At 41.8% G+C, this 18,891-nt stretch carries 19 protein-coding genes; 15 read left to right on the forward strand and 4 right to left on the reverse strand.

Going from position 1 to position 18,891, the window contains the following annotated elements:
* Positions 1–10 precede the first annotated feature (10 nt).
* On the forward strand, positions 11–2,635 hold the full coding sequence (tssH, locus tag I4W93_RS17625) for a type VI secretion system ATPase TssH (protein ID WP_205312148.1): 2,625 nt from the start codon (positions 11–13) through the stop codon (positions 2,633–2,635).
* A 44-nt stretch (positions 2,636–2,679) separates the two neighbouring features.
* Entirely contained in the window at positions 2,680–4,314 is a 1,635-nt protein-coding gene (locus I4W93_RS17630; RefSeq protein WP_205312147.1) for a sigma-54-dependent Fis family transcriptional regulator, read from the forward strand.
* Between the two features lie 6 nt (positions 4,315–4,320).
* On the opposite strand, the gene I4W93_RS17635 is transcribed toward I4W93_RS17630, so the two are convergent.
* Positions 4,321–4,560, reverse strand: a complete 240-nt coding sequence (locus I4W93_RS17635) for a hypothetical protein (protein ID WP_205312146.1) — start codon at positions 4,558–4,560, stop codon at positions 4,321–4,323.
* Positions 4,561–4,864: 304 nt separating this feature from the next.
* Between I4W93_RS17635 and I4W93_RS17640 the strand changes: the two genes are divergently transcribed.
* From I4W93_RS17640 to I4W93_RS17690, 11 genes are all read left to right on the forward strand, one after another.
* A complete protein-coding gene (locus I4W93_RS17640; RefSeq protein WP_205312145.1) occupies positions 4,865–5,380 on the forward strand; it encodes an Hcp family type VI secretion system effector in 516 nt (171 codons plus the stop codon).
* 220 nt (positions 5,381–5,600) lie between these two features.
* On the forward strand, positions 5,601–7,823 hold the full coding sequence (locus tag I4W93_RS17645; protein WP_205312144.1) for a type VI secretion system Vgr family protein: 2,223 nt from the start codon (positions 5,601–5,603) through the stop codon (positions 7,821–7,823).
* A gap of 1 nt (position 7,824) precedes the next feature.
* Positions 7,825–8,397, forward strand: a complete 573-nt coding sequence (locus I4W93_RS17650) for a DUF4123 domain-containing protein (RefSeq protein ID WP_205312143.1) — start codon at positions 7,825–7,827, stop codon at positions 8,395–8,397.
* The gene (locus I4W93_RS17655) at positions 8,372–8,761 is read left to right on the forward strand and encodes a hypothetical protein (protein ID WP_205312142.1); all 390 of its coding nucleotides are present in this window, start codon (positions 8,372–8,374) and stop codon (positions 8,759–8,761) included. The genes I4W93_RS17650 and I4W93_RS17655 overlap by 26 nt, the downstream gene beginning before the upstream one ends.
* A complete protein-coding gene (locus I4W93_RS17660; protein ID WP_205312141.1) occupies positions 8,762–10,084 on the forward strand; it encodes a Tle-like phospholipase domain-containing protein in 1,323 nt (440 codons plus the stop codon).
* 6 nt (positions 10,085–10,090) lie between these two features.
* Complete coding sequence (locus tag I4W93_RS17665; RefSeq protein ID WP_205312140.1) at positions 10,091–10,873, forward strand: ankyrin repeat domain-containing protein; 783 nt, start codon at positions 10,091–10,093, stop codon at positions 10,871–10,873.
* Positions 10,874–10,886: 13 nt separating this feature from the next.
* Positions 10,887–11,276, forward strand: coding sequence for a hypothetical protein (locus tag I4W93_RS17670; protein ID WP_205312139.1), 390 nt, complete (start codon positions 10,887–10,889; stop codon positions 11,274–11,276).
* A 3-nt stretch (positions 11,277–11,279) separates the two neighbouring features.
* A complete protein-coding gene (locus tag I4W93_RS17675; RefSeq protein ID WP_205312138.1) occupies positions 11,280–12,668 on the forward strand; it encodes a hypothetical protein in 1,389 nt (462 codons plus the stop codon).
* A gap of 7 nt (positions 12,669–12,675) precedes the next feature.
* A complete protein-coding gene (locus I4W93_RS17680) occupies positions 12,676–13,446 on the forward strand; it encodes a hypothetical protein (RefSeq protein ID WP_205312137.1) in 771 nt (256 codons plus the stop codon).
* Between the two features lies 1 nt (position 13,447).
* Entirely contained in the window at positions 13,448–14,209 is a 762-nt protein-coding gene (locus I4W93_RS17685; protein ID WP_205312136.1) for a hypothetical protein, read from the forward strand.
* Entirely contained in the window at positions 14,206–14,676 is a 471-nt protein-coding gene (locus I4W93_RS17690; protein ID WP_224673533.1) for a hypothetical protein, read from the forward strand. The genes I4W93_RS17685 and I4W93_RS17690 overlap by 4 nt, the downstream gene beginning before the upstream one ends.
* Before the next feature lie 80 nt (positions 14,677–14,756).
* Here the strand turns inward: I4W93_RS17690 and I4W93_RS17695 are convergent, their stop codons facing one another.
* The 3 genes from I4W93_RS17695 to I4W93_RS17705 form a co-directional block, all read right to left on the reverse strand.
* Complete coding sequence (locus tag I4W93_RS17695; protein WP_205312134.1) at positions 14,757–15,524, reverse strand: hypothetical protein; 768 nt, start codon at positions 15,522–15,524, stop codon at positions 14,757–14,759.
* Between the two features lie 31 nt (positions 15,525–15,555).
* Positions 15,556–16,302: a hypothetical protein gene (locus tag I4W93_RS17700; RefSeq protein WP_205312133.1), complete on the reverse strand. Its 747-nt coding sequence runs from the start codon at positions 16,300–16,302 to the stop codon at positions 15,556–15,558.
* 215 nt (positions 16,303–16,517) lie between these two features.
* Complete coding sequence (locus tag I4W93_RS17705; RefSeq protein ID WP_205312132.1) at positions 16,518–16,817, reverse strand: PAAR domain-containing protein; 300 nt, start codon at positions 16,815–16,817, stop codon at positions 16,518–16,520.
* Positions 16,818–17,009: 192 nt separating this feature from the next.
* Between I4W93_RS17705 and tssJ the strand changes: the two genes are divergently transcribed.
* Entirely contained in the window at positions 17,010–17,513 is a 504-nt protein-coding gene (gene tssJ / locus I4W93_RS17710) for a type VI secretion system lipoprotein TssJ (protein ID WP_205312131.1), read from the forward strand.
* Positions 17,514–17,533: 20 nt separating this feature from the next.
* On the forward strand, positions 17,534–18,877 hold the full coding sequence (tssK, locus tag I4W93_RS17715; protein WP_205312130.1) for a type VI secretion system baseplate subunit TssK: 1,344 nt from the start codon (positions 17,534–17,536) through the stop codon (positions 18,875–18,877).
* Positions 18,878–18,891 lie beyond the last annotated feature (14 nt).

An 18,891-nucleotide genomic window follows, 5' to 3' on the forward strand; every position in this document is an offset into this window, starting at 1 on the left:
AGCAAGAACGATGGATAAGATAAAATTGAAGGCTTTTGTTGGAAAGCTAAATTCTCAGTGTACTCAGGCATTGGAAGGTGCTGCTGGCTTGTGTGTCACGAATGGGAATTATGAAATAAATGTTGAGCACCTCATTTTAAAGCTCCTTGAACAGCCTGGCGATTTTGCGTTGATATTGGCACACTATGATGTAAATATCATAAAATTTGTGAAAGTACTTCAAACTGCCATTGAAAGTGAAAGAAGTGGTAATACTCAGAAACCAGTTTTCTCAAAGACGCTTGTTGGATTGCTTGAAGATGCTTGGTTAATAGCATCATTAGAGCAAAACTTCGGTAGTATCAGGTCCGGGTCTATTCTTTTGGCGATTTTGGCTAATTCCCGTAGACATGGGTTATCGAGTTATATTGACGAGATTGAATGTATCCCTTATGACGAGCTCAAGCAGCAGTTTGATAAAGTGGTTATTGATTCAAAAGAAAGTAAAACTTCTCAAGATCCGGGAGGTTTAGGAACTGATACGCTGCCAACCAATACCGAACAAAGCCAAGCGCTTGAGAAATATTGTGTGAATTTTACGCAGCAAGCGCGCGATGGAAAAATTGACCCGGTCTTTTGCCGTGACAGAGAAATTAGGCAAATGGTCGATATTTTGGCCAGACGCCGCAAGAATAACCCAATTTGTGTTGGCGAGGCAGGTGTAGGCAAGACCTCAGTAGTTGAAGGGTTGGCACTCAAAATTGTAGAAGGAGATGTGCCATCAATTCTAAAAGACGTAGAAATATACGGCTTGGATCTTAGCTTGCTGCAAGCTGGGGCGTCGGTCAAAGGCGAGTTTGAAAAGCGTTTGACGGGTGTAATAGACGGCGTAAAACAATCCCCTAGATCAATAATATTATTCATAGACGAGGCCCATACCCTAATAGGTGCTGGCGGTGCTGCGGGAAGCGGCGATGCAGCAAATTTACTCAAGCCAGCCTTAGCGCGAGGTGAACTCAGAACTATAGCTGCGACAACTTGGTCTGAGTACAAGAAGTATTTTGAAAAAGACCCTGCGTTAGCGCGCCGTTTTCAATTGGTAAAACTTGATGAACCATCGCCCGAGCAAGCCGCAACTATTATTCGAGGATTAAGTTCTATTTACGAAAAATCACATGGTGTTTATATTCGTGACGATGCTGTTGTTGCGGCTGCACAAATGTCTGCCCGCTATATTAATGGCCGTCAGCTACCTGACAAAGCAGTTGATGTTTTAGATACTGCCGCCGCTAGGGTAAAGATTAGTATCGGTTCTAAACCTGAAGTTATTGATAATGTAGAACGCGATGTGAAAACTTTGCAGCGGGAACGCGCAGCGATCCAACGCGATGTTAAGGCTGACATCGTGGAAGAAGGCGATGCGCTTGTCAATCTTGATACTAAAATAGCTGAGTTAGAGAGTCTACATGCTGAACTTAGTAAAAAATGGCACGACGAAACTGCACTGGTTTCCCAGATTATTCAGTTACGCCAGTCACTTGCAGATGTTTCAGACGCTGATATCGAAATGCAAACCAAGGCGACTATTATAAAGCTCAAATCTGAATTGACAGAATTGCAAGCAGACGAGCCCCTAGTACATTATGAAGTGTCACCACAAGTAGTTGGTGAAGTTATCTCCAATTGGACGGGAATTCCGGTTGGCAAAATGGTTAAGGACGAAGCTTCAGCAGTGTTAACATTCAGGGAGGAGCTCGGCAAACGGATAAAAGGGCAGGATCATGCTATTGCGGCAATAGATAAAGGTATACGTGCTTCCAAGGCGGGTATCAACAATCCAGATACCCCGATGGGTGTTTTTTTATTCGTCGGCCCCAGTGGTGTAGGTAAAACAGAAACCTGTATCGGTGTTGCTGATTTATTATTTGGTGGTGAGCGCTATCTTACCTCGGTAAATATGTCAGAATTTCAGGAGAAGCATTCCGTCTCACGTCTTATTGGTTCTCCTCCTGGATATGTTGGCTTTGGTGAAGGCGGTATGTTGACAGAAGCGGTAAGACAAAAGCCTTACTCCGTTGTCTTGCTTGACGAGGTTGAAAAGGCAGATCTTGAAGTTCTTAACCTGTTTTATCAAGTGTTTGATAAAGGTGTGCTGTCAGACGGCGAAGGTCAACTAGTTGATTTTAAGAATACGATGATGTTTCTAACCAGCAATCTTGCTACAGATATAATAACTGATTTATATCTAAACAATGAAAAAATGCCATCAATCGAAGAAATATCAACAGCTATTCGTCCTGTATTGAGTGCTCACTTTAAGCCAGCGTTACTCGCCAGAATGCAAATTGTGCCATTTTTGCCTTTGAAGGCAAATGTGATTGAAGAAATTGTCAGATTGAAACTGAATAAAGTGAAACAACGTTTGGCACATAGTCAAAAATTAACGTTGGTATTTTCCGACAATGTTGTTGAAACTATCACTGCGAGATGTACCGATGTGGACTCCGGCGCTCGTAATGTCGACCACATATTGAATGGCTCGATTTTACCTGTGATTGCAACTGCCATACTGGAAACACTCAGTGATGAGGAAGAATATTCACAGATAGAGCTTAAAATAAACGCCGAAGGTAATTTTGAGACTGAATTTTCATAGCTAAAATAGTAGCCTTGAGAGTGAATGAACCAGGGAGAAGGTACATGAACAGCTTAGAAAATCCTTTGCTAACACTGGTTGATGTACTAAATGTCAGCCAGGCTATTGCCAAAACGCGCGATTTAGATTCGCAACTAAATATTATTGTCGAAACTGCACAAAAGCTAGCTTCCGCTGAGGCTAGTTGTATCTACTTATTAGATAAAACCCAACGCTTTCTTGTGCCTAAGGTTTGGCAGGGCAGCCTGCTAAATCATCCCAAAATCATGATGAGTAATATTCCACTAACGAGTTCTAGCCGAGATCATTTAACTGAAATCAGCGCCTACTGTGCTGTAACCGGGCAATTGGTTAGTGTGGAAGATATCTATAGTTATTCGGGTTTCAACTTTAAAGAGTTTTATAATAATGATTGCATTACAAACTTGCATACAAAATCTATTTTGGCGGTCCCATTAACTGATCGTGAGGGGATCAGCACAGGTGTGATGATGCTTTTCAATCATACTTTACGTGGCCCCGACCAAGTGGAAGGATTCCCGGTAGATCTTGAAAATCTGGTCCGAGGGGTTGCTGCAATTGCTGCTATTTCTATCTCTAACTCGCTACTACTCAACGAAAAGCAAACTTTACTTCGCCAACAAGATGAGCTTAATGCTTCACTTATTGTTGAAAATAAAGAGCTTAAAGGCAGAATTTCTAAGTCTTTACAGTCAGATCAGATTATTGGCCGAAGCCATGCCATGCAAACGGTATTTGCTTTAATTGAAAAAGTAGCTAGCTCAACAGCAACGGTGTTACTCAGTGGAGAAACAGGAACCGGCAAAGAATTATTTGCAGTGACGATTCATCAAAACAGCCCGGTAAAAAAGGGGAAGTTTATAGCACAAAATTGCGCGGCATTTCCTGCCGATTTACTTGAAAGTGAAATGTTTGGTTATCACAAAGGCGCCTTTAGTGGAGCAACTTGTAATAAAAAAGGACTATTTGAAGAAGCGCATAATGGTACTTTGTTTTTGGATGAGATTGGTGAGATGCCAATGTCGCTTCAATCTAAATTATTACGCGTGCTTCAGGAGGGAGAGGTTAGACCATTAGGTAGTACTACGACAGTAAAAGTTAATGTGAGAATTATTGCTGCCACTAATCGAGCACTACTTGATATGGTCAAAGAAGGCACGTTCCGAGAGGATTTGTACTATAGATTAAATGTTTTTCCAATCCGGTTACCAAGCTTGAGAGAGCGCGTGACGGATATTCCTACGTTAACCTATTACTTTGTAGATAAGTACGCGAAGCAGTATGGTAAAAAAATTAAACAAATTGAACCTAAAGTGTTGGATTTTTTACAGTCATATCCATTTCCGGGTAATGTTCGTGAATTGCAGAATGTTATAGAACGCGCAGTGATCCTCGCGGGTGACCGATGTGTTATTGCATTTGATAGTCTTCCAGTTGAGCTTAAGGAACGAAAGCCGGTAGAAAAGTTTGATAGTGCTATTAACTTAGAGAATAAAACATTGAAGGACGTAGTAGGTCAGTATGAAGCCGACATTTTAAGAAAAAAATTAGCGGAGAATAAGGGCAATCAGACAATAACAGCCAATCAACTGGGCCTTTCAAGACGCACATTAGTCGAAAAGCTTAGCCGTTATAGTCTTAGACGGTTAGATGATTAAAGAATATTAAAACTGAGATTTTATCAAATCATCAAGTCCAAATTTATCACATGCCTTATAAGAGACTGAACCTATGACAGCGCCTGCAACAGGTCCAAACGGTCCAAGGCCATAAGGAGGGGGGGCAGCCAAGGCATACCCACTAAGCGTACCTGTAAGAATTGCCAACCCCCCACAAAACTGATTTTCAAATACTTTACCGGATAGATTTACGGCATCTGATTTAAATTCCTCTATAACATCCATATTGGTTCCCCTTTCGGCTATTGTAACGAACTGGAAAATAGTAGTTACACTTTAAATTCCTGTCAAACCAGAGCATTCGTCTAACTCAACGCCGTTAGCTGGGAGATTTATTGCTCACCTGCGCAGCAATATGCATGCAGAAAATTACTCATACCACTTTGTATAGAATTAAAAGACTAGGCTTGTTTTTTACTTGATTGATTTCTATGTTATTTTTCGATTTTTTAAAGTTGGCATGTATTATGGATATTAAGTGCTGCAGGCCAAGCTTAGCTTTTATTAACTAGCATAAAGGAAAATTACTATGCCAACAGTTGCATACATTTCAATCGAAGGAACAAAATCAGGCAACCTTACTGAAGGTGCAAACACCGTCGAATCAATGGGTAATGCTTATCAGACCGATCATACTGATGAGGCAACAGTACAAGCGTTTAAACACGAAGTTATTATTCCGCGGGATCCACAAAGCGGTCAGCCAAGTGGTCAGCGAGTGCATCAGCCTTTTATACTAACCAAAGTTTATGACAAATCATCACCTAAGTTATTTGATGCACTGTGTAGCGGTGAGCGGTTAACCAAAGTTGTTTTGAAATGGTACCGTACGTCAATGACTGGCGTGCAGGAGCACTATTTTACACACGAATTAGAAGATGCGGTGATTGTTGATATTAAATCATATATGCCAAATGCACAGGATCCAGCTATGGCGCACTTTTCGCATATGGAAGATGTTGCGCTGACTTATCGTCGCATTACCTGGACCCACGAAGTTGCCGGAACTACGGGTTCTGATGACTGGAGAGCCCCTCGCGCCTAGTGAAGCTGCGTTAATTATGAAAGAAATGCTGCCGGTGCAGCATTTCTTTTAGTATGGTAGACAGGCTTTAATCTCTAACTGAATGTGTTTATGTATTTTGGGGTTGGTTTATCGAGTTAAGCTAGTATCTAAACATATTCGGCCAGATATATTATCCATGCGTTTTCGCTGTACAGCTATTATGTACTTGGAAAACAACAATGAATCTAGGGAGTAAGGGATGGGGTTTCACGCTAACGAGGAGTTTATGTTCTTCGAAATGGCAGATAAGACCATTGATTTCAGCGTTGCAAAACTCAACGGAGAAGAACAAATATCTGGGCTCTATAGTTTCAATCTGGAATTGTTGTCAGAAGACGCAGATATTACTTTTGAAGATATGGTAGGAAGAGCTTGCGTTATCACCATTCAAAGCATAAACCATCAGGAGGATGTTAACGCATTTTCTGACGAGCTTATCTATGATCGTTTTATTCACGGAGTTATTGCGGGATTCGAACTGGCTGATGAGGGCGAGAAATTTAGTACTTACAATGCAAGCGTTGTTCCTAAAATATGGCCAATGCTGCATCGCGTAAACAGTCGAATTTTTCAGTTAAAATCAGTGAAAGACATCATTACAGAACTGCTGGACGAATTAGGCATGGAAGGCGATGAATATCGCTGGACCTGTAGAGGCAGTTATTCGCCAATTGAATACTGTGTACAGTATCAAGAGTCCGATTTTGAATTTATATCCCGATTAATGGAGCATGAAGGGATATTTTATTACTTTGAGCACGATGACAATAAGCACGTTTTAGTTTTTAGTGATGATTCTTCAATCTGCGAAAAAATTGAAGAAGACTCCGTAGTTCCCTATGTTTCTGATTCAAAGGGGCTTGTGTCAAATCAGCAAATTAAGAAATTTGTTGTCAGGCAATCGCTGAAACCAGGTAAGGTCACACTTAGGGATTATAACTTTCTTAAGCCATCATTAAATCTTCAATCAGAGAAACAAGATGATCACGACAAAGAGCGTGAAATCTTTCAATACCCGGGTCTGTTTGATGCAAATTCACGCGGTGATACGTTAGCTAAAATAAAGCTTGAATCAATTAACACATTTCGCACCATTGGGGGCGGTTCTGGCAATGTTAATCGCCTGATTCCAGGATATGTATTTACACTCGACGATCAACGACGGGGTAGTTTCTCTGGTGACTACTTAGTCACGTCTATCTCTCATAAAGCCTCTCAAGCTCAAGCATATCAACAGTACGCTACTTTGGAAGGTAACAGCTATAACAACTCTTTTAATGTTATTCCTGTTGATACGCCCTATAGACCTCAGGCTGTAACCAGAAAACCTAAAGTATATGGCACGCAAACTGCCATCGTCAGTGGCCCACAAGGGGAAGAAATTTATACCGATGAACATGGGCGTATTAAAGTGCAGTTTCATTGGGATCGATACGGCAAAGCGGATGAAAATAGTTCTTGCTGGATCCGTGTCAGCCAGCTTTGGGCAGGGCAGGGATATGGTGGCTTTTCACTACCCCGGGTTGGCCAAGAGGTTATTATCGATTTTATTGATGGCAACCCAGATATGCCAATTGTTACTGGTCGTGTGCATCATGGTGACAACCGTAGTCCTTATAAATTGCCAGCAAAAAAAACCATCAGTACACTTAAAACCAATTCATCTAAAGGTGGTGAAGGTTTCAATGAGCTAAGATTTGAAGATAAAAAAGGCAAGGAACAGGTTTTTATCCACGCAGAGCGTAATAAAGACATTCGGGTTAAAAACGATGCTTTCGAATTTATTGGTAACGACAGTCATCAAAAAGTGCTTAACGACCAATTCAGTTCTATTGGTAACAATCAACATAGAATTGTTGGCAACGATGCCTTTACACACATAAAAGGCGACAGGCAGATCCTGGTCGATGGTGACTTAAACCAAGAAACCAAAGGGGCAGAAAGTTACACTGTCAGCGGAGATCGTAAAACAAAAATCAGTGCATCTGAAAACCTGAAAGCCAGTATGGATATTAAGCTGGAAGCGGGAATGAATTTTGGCCTTAAAAGTAGTATGAGTGTTGACATAAAGTCTGGCATGACTATTAACCTGCAGGCCGGTGCTACCATAAACCTTAAAGCCGGCCCCAGCTTTATTAGTATCGGGCCTGCAGGCGTGCAGATTTCTGGTCCAATGGTCATGATAAATAGTGGCGGGGCCGCTGCACCCGCTTCTCCAGCTGCGCCGGCACAGCCAGCCAGGGTAGCCAAGCCGATTGAGGCAAAAGAAGCCGATAAGGCAGAAGCTGGCAAAGTCGAAACTATCAAAGATAGATCAATACCTATACGACCTTCAAGCTACGGCCCCCAAGCACAAGCTATGAAACATGCAGCTGCATCCGGTACGCCATTCTGTGAACAATGTGAGGCGGCGAAGAAATAAAATGTTGACCACAAATCAAACCAATAATATTCAAGATATATTGTTTAGTGATGAAGAGCAGTATGTTTACGCGGTTGTAGACGGTGCTGCATGCCCTGAATTGCGTTTCAAACTTTACGAGTGGCAACCCTTCAGCAGCTGTTTGTGGAGTGGCACCCTTGAACCAGACCTGGAAGAAGTTGCCCCTTATATGGTAGTGCTGGAACGCGACAGTGCCTTTACTCTATGGCTAATAAAAGAGGGTTGGGACAACCACTGGAATATTTTCGTGCAGTCACCGCTGGAGCCAAAATCCTTTCGAAAACAAATTCGCAAGCTGCAACTGGTGAGATCGCCAGAGGCGAAGACTTTGATGTTTCGCTTTTACGATCCAAGGGTGATGCATGTTTTTTTACCGACCTGTGATTCAGAACAAAATCAAGAGCTATTCTCTGGTGTTAGCAGTTTGTATTATCCCCTAGCTCAGAATGGAGTTATAAAACAAGCGAGATTAAAGTCAGAAGACTTTACAGTCAGGTTCAACGATTGGATTGTAGAAGCCGAACCTGGTGAAAAAAACAATGTTGAAGCTTGATAGCTCGCAGTTAGCCAATATTTCGAAGCAGCTATATGCGACAAGAATGCGGGAATATCTTAATAGTGTTTTCGCAGAGAGCGTTGAAGTTGCCGATAGTGAGTTAGAAGCTGCGATATTAGCTCTTACCGATAGAGCTAGCTTATATAACATAACTGCAGAGTCTGATTTAGCGGCTTATATCACCTGTGCATGGTTAATGGGAAAAGACTTTGACGATAAGTTTGATGCCGCCAGAAACCTGCTTGACGACACTGCATTATCAGGTTTGGAAAAGGCTGAAGGCCTCTGGCTGTTTATTGAACAGAGCTTTGCAGTATTAGCGGAGGATGAACCGGAATTGCTAAAATTGGAGCAGGAATAAATGTTTGGTTCTGCCTTACAAAGCGCTTATGAGCAAGCGACTGATTCCGCAACGTCAGTCTTCGCTAATATTACCCAAGCAGCTGAGTCAGTTGGTCAGGCTTTTAAAGAAGGTGTGAGCGATGTCGCTTCAGCTTCGCAAAAGGCGGCAAGGAATGTTGCCACAAATGTTGTTATTCAGGTACACAAAGCTAAACAGAGCGTTAGTAAGTTTCTGGGTCCCAAGGCGGCGGGTGAAAAAATTCAGTTCTGCCCTAATCGTAGTAAAAAGGAGCGGGTGGCTTACCGACAAAATAAGATTGCCGCCGCTCAGGAGCATGCCAAAGATATGCCTCACGGGCCAGAGCGAGCTGCGCTTGAAAAAGCCACGGAGCGGTTTGAGTTCAATAATCGTGCAGTCGAACGTGCTCGACTGGCAAACGATGCTTACGGGATTGGTCAAAACAAACCTCCCGAAGGCTGGATTCGTCCAAGCGCAGATGAGCTCGTCGATTTGGGTCTGGATCCTCAAAGCTTTCCGGCACTGGAGCCGGACTTTAACCCCGACGAAAACCAAGATGGTTTTTTTGTGGATATTTATAAAACCGATCCGGACGTTTTTGGCGAAGAAAAGTATGTTATTTCTTATCGAGGCACTCAAGGTAAAGAAGATTGGAAAGTTAATGCAGTGCAGTCTGCGGGGGGAGAAACTGAACACTATTCTAAAGCGATGAACATCGCCCGTGATGCAAGCAAAGCATTAGGAGCACAATTGGAAGTCACTGGGCATTCACTTGGTGGCGGATTGGCTACGGCAGCGGGGATTGTTAGTGGTAGTAAAACTTATGCTTTCAATCCGGCGGGCGTGCATCCTGATACCTTGGAGCGAATGGGTGACTTCTCTCGGAATATTGCCATGACGACGATTGATGGCAAACCCTTAGTCGACAATGTTGTGGTGCCTGGCGATCCAGTGACTGGTTTACAAAACACCGCTATGCAAAGGGCTGTTGTGGCTGGAGGCATTGTAGCTGGAAACGCAATTGCTGGTCCACTAGGCGTGCTAGGTGCGAGCACACTAGCAATGCAAAACAGAGCCACTTCAGAGCAAGGTACCTTGACTTACGGCATGGCAGGTAAAAAGCATATTGTACCATTCATAGAAAATTCTAAGGAAGTAACTGAGGCCACGGCAAATGGGAAATCGATTCAGGCAATGGTACCTGGACCGCTTGCATCGATTGATCCGCGCACGTTGTTAGCCAGACACAGTATGGAGTCCGTAATAGCCGGAATAGAACAGCAAAAAACGGATGATCTAGGGCAGCTTGAACAACACGTATGAAACAGAATGAAATTATGGATATTATTTATCTTGGCCTACTTGATTCCTATTACCGGCTGCAGCGAGGGGGAAGTTACTTTGGACGATAGAGACTATCTTCAATACTTTAGTGAGCCGCATGAGCAGGCGGTGATAGCTGCCATTCTTGCCGAAGATAGTGGCAAGTTAAAGAGTCTGGCTGCCAGTGGGGTGGATCTCAATGCAACCGGTAAATTTGAAAACACTCCGTTGAGAGTGGCAATAAAAGTCGCGAAACCCGATATGCTTGAAACCTTGCTAACATTGGGCGCTAATCCTAATTTTCGCACATCTAAAGGTGTAGTTGCCGCAAAGTCTGCAGCAGAAGACGAGGATCCGATTTATATAAATATCTTGCTTGAAAGTGGATTAGATCCCAATTTACTGCATGACAAGCGACCAATACTGTTTTACGCATTGGAAAATGAAAGATGGGAGCAGTTTGATGCGCTGATAAAGGCAGGTGCCGAAGTTCTGACGACTAAAACTAGCAACAATACTACTATAGCGATCATGCTTGCGTCGATGTTCCAGTACGACCGATTAATGGCACATATTCAGGCAGGCGGAGATTATAAAACCGGTTCCAAAGCTGGAGTGTCCGTATTAGATATTCTAGCCGATGATCAGAAAAAATTTGGCGGCGACCCCGAACAAGATGCTTATCAGAAGCGGGGGGCGTTATTGCACCTGTTAAGGGCAAAAGGTCAGGAACTTCCCGACGGCATTCCAGGGGTAGATTATCCCAACCAGCAAATTGATACACATTAAACCGGGTGGCAAAGTGTTAATAATTGACTCCAGTCAAGAAAAAGTTGTCGAGCAACATAATTTCCAGTCCTATATAAAACGATTGGAAGCGTTCTTTTATGCCCATATAGAGTTTTCATATTTCACCAGTCAAATTTCTGCACAGCAGTTTAACCAGTTTATTTATGATGCTATACAGATCGCACAATCACAGGGATTTATTAGCGAACAAGATATTTTTAAATACATAGTTTCAACCATGATATTAGGTAGTGATTTCGAGCTATCACCTGAACATAAATTATTATCTAATAAATACAATGAACCTGAAGTACCTAACTACGAGAAGTTTGTTTTTACTTTTCATTATATTCATACTGTGCAATCGACGCCTGAGTCGATAGTTGAGTGGTTGTTGGAATAAATTATGTCTGAGACAACGATAAAACAGCTTTCAACTGCTGCAGTTAAAGCCGCAGATGAAAAATTTTTCGCAATGTACCCTGAAATGGTTGGCAAAAGCATTCGTCCGAACGATCCAAGCCACCGACAATATGTCCAAGCTTGGAATACATACTATCGTGCCGCTAACGCAGCTGAGGAAGCAAAAAAAGCAGCTATAATGAAAGCATTGGCTTTGAAACCTGTTACCACCAAAAAGTCTTCTGGTTTTACAGAAAAAGTAGCGGGCGCTACTGTGCAACCTTGTCCAAACGCTAAAGCCATCGTATCAGAACCAAAAAAACCTGAGCCTAAACAACCGCCGTGTAACCAAAACGTAAAACATTGTAAACCTAAAACCACTATTCAATGCCAACATGGTCGTACTGCATCTTCAAGCAATCAGCTAGAAGTAGTACCAGAACCTACCAGTAGTGAAAAACTGACATTAAGTGCAGATATTGATGGGGGATGCGGCGAGCCCGTTGAATGGGTAGTAAGTGGCTTTACAAATAAAACCATCAAAGGTAACAAGAGTATACTTGAAATTAAACCGCTAGCATTCAGACATGCAGCGATTAGTCCGCTGGGCCGATGGGCTATGAAGGCTGCACCAAATGTCTATCGTATCTCCCCACGAATTAAATGTGGTTCAGTTAGCTCACCTTTTACGATTAAGGTTTACCCTGGTGAACAGTGCAGCATAAAAATCAGCCCAGCTAGCTGGTCATTTTATAAAAAGCTAGAAGAGGGTATGAACACATTGTGCGATTTTGTCTTTGGCAAGAACCGCTTAAACTTCTTATTCCCTAAAGGAGAAATTTCAATTGCTGCGCAATGGAAAGAACATACTGATCATACAGCTTTTTATCAATATGACATTCAAATTGGCTTAAATCCTTTGTTTGGTTTAGAAAGCCGTATTCCTTTATTAGACGCTCTTCGTTCTCTTGCTGTACCAGCAAAAGTAGTCGACTGGACTAGGCGTTACTTAGGAGACATTTTATATATAGCGGCTCAAGGCAAACTAAGCACAAACGGCAATCTGACCAGAGTCGCGCCAGATCGCTATACTCATTGGACTGCCAGCGCAAATGGTGAGATAAGCATTGTGCTTGGTGCCGAGCTTGGTAGGTCAAAAGGAGTTTTAGCCTTTGAAGCAAGCGGTGAGTCAGGGGTAGCACTTAAAATGGTATTGGATCCAAAACCTCAAGACCCATCTAACAAAGTGTTTAAAGCTGATTTATTATTCTCTGGCTTAAAATCAAAAATAAGTATTAAAGTCGCCGGTGGCTTCTTGTCATTTGATGAGGAGTATCAAATTATTAGTAGTAAGCCACTTTTATCCAATCACCAGCTTTCAATATTCGATTAAGTTAACTATGAAAAAATATGCTATCTTGCTGGGAGCTAAAAATATTTTCGCTGCGATTAAGATAAATGATTTAGTCGTTTCCCAAATATACGATGCAGCCCCTACCTCGAAAAACCTTGATGTCACACAGCTGCTTATATCTGGTAATAATAATATAGTGATTGAGGTTTACCAAGACAAAGAAACCAAACAACAGCTCGTCATCCCCAACCTAAAGGTTAAAGTGGTTGAATCTACCGATAGCGATGTAGAAGGCCCTGCTATTTTTTCCTTTACTCTCAACCCGCAAGAAGTGAACATCGTAAATGAACGATTAATCGTTTGCAACGAAGGTTTTGATATACAACAAGATATGCCGGTCTGGTCCTGGCAACAGGCAAAACCCGCTGAGCTCACTCCGGCGAATAAAAAAAAGCTAGTTGAATTTGCGTATAAGCTTTACCAAAGTTTCCGTAATAAAGATACCCAATTGCTGATCGCTATACAGAAACCAAAGCTCAATGATATCGCGGTGCTAACCGAGCAAGAGTTAGCTGAAGTTGAGGAAGATGTCGAATGGCTCTATGGTTTCCTGTTTAATGATGACTGGGCGCTAAGAGAGCTCAACATGGCCGATATAAAAGTAGTAGCAAGTGGACATGGCAGAGTTTTTTCAGTGGTGAGGCTTGATAACTCCCCGTTAATTCGCACCATTCCACCAGCTCAGTCTTTCCATTTTGAAATCAATGTTAGTTTTTTTGGCTCAGCTTATGAGCATGAAATAGCGATTGTACTTTAAGATGAATGAGTTGAAAGTTATTGTATTATCCATCCATTGCAATTTAGCAAGCATCAACATTGTTGTGAATGATATTCCTATATACCAGTCGTCACTTTTAGAACATAAGCTATATGAATATTTTGTGTTGACTCCTCACCTGAAGAAAAATCGAAACAGTGTGTCATTGACTGTAAAAAACGACTGGAGCAAGCCTGAGCGATTAAACGCATTTTGCGATATAAAAGTAATAGAAAAAAATAATCATGCTTCTAAAACAATTGAAGCATGGCGTTGGGATGAGCGCACAACCCCAATTTATTTTAAACCATACACTAAGCATTTCACGTTCTCTTCAGATGCTGAGATTAATTTTGTCCAGCTCGAAAGCACACCATCAACAAGCATTAATGCCTTATTAGCCAACCTTGTATCAGCAATACAAAGCAGAGATATTGACTTACTTTTGAATGGGTACCTTATAACCGGACTCCATAAAAAATATCTTCACTCTGGCTTGCCGCCCTCAGAATGGATGGCAGTGGAAGCAGCTTTATGGCAACGATGGCTAAGCGAGCCCTTTGGCCTTGTTCAGACCCGAGATACCAGACTTGAATTCTCGCATGGCCATTACACCTGGGTTTCAGGCAAGCAAGGCCAAGCGCCGATTGCCATCGAGTTTGATTGGGGGCAAGTTGAGTTGGGATTTATTGTTACTATTCAGGATAATGGCTACCATATCATTCACGTTGATTACGCCGTCACAGAGGCCTGGCATAAATGACGACAAAATCACTAGCACTCATATTTTTAATAGTTATTATACTATTCGGTCTATATTATTGGGTGAATGCGAAAAGAAATGCGGTTGTGAACCTGGATGACTACAGCAAAACAAGCGCTATCATTATTTCCGCGAAGTTATATCAAGAAGCCATTCAGAATCGGCTTCGAGCTTTTAACAGTGGTATGGAGCAAGTCTCAACAACAAAGCATTGGAAGCTAACTGTAACTTATTCGTACAACGTCAACGGTGAGATTTTTTTCACAGTCAAAACCATAATGGCTAATGAGTTAACCAATGATTTGTTTAAAAAACTGCTGGGAAAACCTGATATTCAAGATCTACAGCAACTGATGTTGGAATATACACCGGGTTCAACAACTCGCATACACTATAGATCAAGCCGCATCGAAGAGTCTTATCTGCCGGGGATGGGGAAGCCCTCGTTAGCTAAAAATGTTACGTAGAGGCACAGAGAATTTTCTGTGCCTATATCTACTGAACCAACATTGCAAACTTGGTTAGCATGATTCGACAATAGTTTGCTCTAAAACACCCTTGAAACCCCCAACCTAATCGCTGATTCCTTTTCCGTCATTTTTACATCAATACCTGCATTCGAGGCTAAATCTGTTTGGTATCTATATTGATCAATAGAGATAGAATAACGTACGGTATCAGATAAAAAAGCTTGCCAAGCGACACCGTATTTTAAGCCGTTGCCATCACCATCTGCCGAAGGCAGCATACTGCCAAATAAGGTTTCGCTTAGGCTAGCATCGAGAAGTGCATAAGCGATATTGAAACTAATTACGCCGGTGTCTGTAACGGGGATTCCGTAGTTCGCTCCAACGTAAAAGCCGTCACTTTTAAACGCAAAATTCGAATTTAACTGGCCATCTGCCTTAAGCTCACCACTGCGATAGCCGGCGAAAACTGAACCTGACTCGAAAAGTTGGTAGCCAACTGTAATATTGATCTCTTCTCTGTCACCTGTCCATTTCTCCAATGCATCAAATTCCGGAATTAACTGAATGTCTGAGAAGTCACTGCTTACTGAACCGAGAATATCAAGGTAAAAGTCAGCATAGGCGATGGTAAGTCCGCCTCTGTAAATGAATACATTGTCACCCAGCTGCGACGAAACCTGCAATGCATTACCTGATGCATCTAACGGAACTATGCCATCGAATTTGAGCGAATAGGATGAAAACCCTGCTTCAGCTCTGGGGATAATAGCCACATCTTCCGCACAGACGGTTGAAGTAAAGACTGAAGTTAAACAAGCACCTGCAAACCATAGTTTATTGTTCATAGCTCTATTTCCTTTTTGTCCATGATTAGGTTTAAAACGAACCAATAAGTCGCTTTTTCTTTTTAGGCTTTTCAATCAAACTCTCATCGTACATCAGAGAAACCTTATATTGCATTGCAAGCTGTTGTATTTTGCTTTGAACCTCAGCTTGTAATTGTTGCTCAAGATTTTGCGTCAGTTTTTGCAGATCTTCATCCGATGGTATTTTCGTCAGTGCTCCTGAGACGCGCAACAGGTACATAACTGCGCCATCTTCGGAAAAAGACACGTCATAATTTGCCGTATACTTTAATTTCTGAAACTTTGTAAGAGTGAGACTGCCACTCTCAGGTATCTGAGTTGGCAGTTCAGGGATTTGATCTGCATTATCGACAAAAGCTAATATGGCCTTTTTAACAACAGTTAGAATTCCCCTTGTTAAACAATTTTCAAGGTCTTCATTTAACTGGCATTTATGTTTTAAATCATCATTAAAAGCGAATGTTTCGGTAAGATTATCAGCTTTAGATAAAAGATCTGAGGAGCTCTTTGCATTTATATCGGCTCGCAACGTACTGTACAACTTAGCCTTATCTAACTCTAGTTGCTTCAGTTTTTCATGAGTCAATTCTTTATCATTGTATGAAGTTTCGGCGAGATGATAGTGGCGAACCTGGATTTCTGCCTCAATTGCCGCAATCGCTTCGATCAACCGAGCGGAATTTTGACAGTAAGCTGCCGAGCAAAACAACCAGAACAGCAGGCAAAGTAGCAGCCATGCAATTTTAGGTTTTTTCATTTAAAAATCCGTTTAATGACAGGAAAAATATATTGTCATGGTCCCCTAAGAACGAGGTTTAAGTAAACATTATACGTTTGTGTTTTGCAAACTTTCCTAATGAATAAATCCCATTTGGTAATTAATCCGGGTGTTGTTGAAGTTCAACTAAAGTTTATCCAGCAACGCTCTTGTCGACCCCGTTTGGTCTCAGGGTTGCTATTATGGCTATAAATCTATCCACCGATCATGACTGTCGGTAGTCCCGAAACAACAACGCCACCATGCGCAGTATTGTCGCCCATCCTAACTGCGGGTTTGCCACCGATGATAACAGTTGAAGATCCTTTAACGATAGTATCTGACGGGCCGACACATACACACATATCACCGACTGTTGCGGCTGGCAATCCTCCCAATATAACTGTTGGAACGCATGGGCCTGAAACAGGTCCTCCAACATGTGGAATTGGTGGGGTACCCGGTGTAACCATTGGGCATGTGTGCATATCGCTAAGGCGTGCTGCTGGCGGCATAGTATTTCTCTATTTGCTTAACTTATGTACTTTTAGCATAATAATTCGGAAAATCAACACTGCTAATTGTTATTTGTTTGCGGCATATCGATAATATGCTAGGGTTTAATTCTACCGATAAAATCCTTTTACCAAGAACATTTCACAGTTAGAGACATATAAATGGTCTGAATATTCAAAGGAGTGTGCGCATTGGCCAGGTTGATACACGTAAAACACGTTCTGTTTATCTTATGTTGTGGATTCGCATTTTCAGGCTGTTCCAGCAATCCGCAGTTTGGTGCAGTGTTGGCTGAAGCGATTAGTACAGACTCATATGAAATAAAAGTATTTATTGATGTTGCTAACGATCTGAATCCGACTCACGATAGCCGCCCTTCCCCGTTAGTGTTAAAAATATTTCAGCTGAATGACGACGCAAAGTTTGTAAATTTGAGTATCGACGAATTGTTAGTATCCACCGAGGCAGTGTTGGGCGGCGAACTTGTAGGTATAGATCAGGCAATGATGTTTCCTGGTAAAAATCAAGAGCTTAAACTAGTCATTAATAAAGGCGCAGTATTCTTAGGTGTCATAGCGGCATTTCAAAAAGAAGACGGTGTAGCCAAAAGAGTTATTCCAATTAAAGGCCGATGGTCACGAGATATTTGTATTGAAATATCGAGTATATCCCTAACCAAAGCCGAACGTTGTTAGACAAAAAGCAGGACGTTAGCATGGACAACCAAGTCATATGGAAACAAGGGATTTTAGTACTGCCGCAACACTTTCAGCAGCAAGAGCGACATAATGCTGCCGAGTTGTTGCATAATACTCGCCAGATACAACCCCACTATTGGGGATTTAGTCAAATTCAAATCTCTACATCCGATTTAGCTTTTGGTAGTTTTTCACTATTGCAGTGCGCAGGCAGTTTTCAAGACGGGACTAGTTTTAACGCACCGCAAAACAACAATTTGCCAAAGTCGATCAAGTTAGAGGATGGTTTAACAAATGTTTTAATCTATCTGGTATTGCCTCAGCGACAAATCAATGTGAATGACGTTAATTTTGATTCGAGTGATGTAAATGTCATCACGCGTCTCAAACCAAGAGAATTAAACGTTAAAGACGTTGCGAGCTCTAATCATACTGTTTCCACAATCATAGTCGGCGATATCGACTATCGTATAATGATTAGTTCGGATAAAGCTGGCATTCCGGATGGAATGTTGAAGCTTGCAATCGCCCGGGTAAAAGAAGTGAGTAGTGGTCGGATTATTTTGTGTGAAGAGTTTATCCCAAACTTGGTAAATGCACTTGTATCGCCCAGATTAATGCGTTTTCTAACAGAGCTTCGCGGCATGTTAAGTGCGCGCGGAGATGCGCTTTCCACACAAGCGACAAATTCAGGTCGTACAACCGGCGTAACCGAATATTCTGATTTTTTGTTGCTTCAGTTAATAAATCGTTTAGAACCTTTGGTAAATCAATATATTGCAAACCCAATTATGCATCCCAGTGACTTGTACTTCAGTATGTTATCTGTCGCTGGTGAGCTATCCACATTTATGAAAAGCAACCGAAGACCTGCCAGCTTTCCATTGTATAATCATGATAATTTAACGTCGTGTTTTGAGGCCCTTATAAATGATATTGACAGTTCATTTAACGTCGTACTTGAACAAATAGCGAGTCAAATAGAGTTATCAAAGCCTAAAAATAATATTCGTGCAGCTAGATTATCTCATAAGGCCTTACTTGAAAACGGGGTCTTAATTTTAGCAGTCGCCGCAAATATCCCAGAAGAAACGCTCCGAACTGAGTTGCCTGCACAAATAAAAATTGGACCTGGTGAAAAAATATTCACTCTTGTTCAAAGTGCATTACCAGGAATTCCTATTCGTTTGTTGTCCCATGTTCCTTCAGAGATTCCATACAGATCAGGTTATTGCTATTTTGAGTTGGATAAGATGAGTTCATTATGGCCTGAGCTCCAACAATCAAAGGGACTAGCGCTTCATGTAAGTGGTAATCATCCGGGGCTGACAATGGAATTATGGGCAATAAATCGTAAATAGGGAGATTTATGAAT

The sequence above is a fragment of the Rheinheimera maricola genome (genome assembly GCF_016918075.2).
Lineage (GTDB): Bacteria > Pseudomonadota > Gammaproteobacteria > Enterobacterales > Alteromonadaceae > Alishewanella > Alishewanella maricola_A.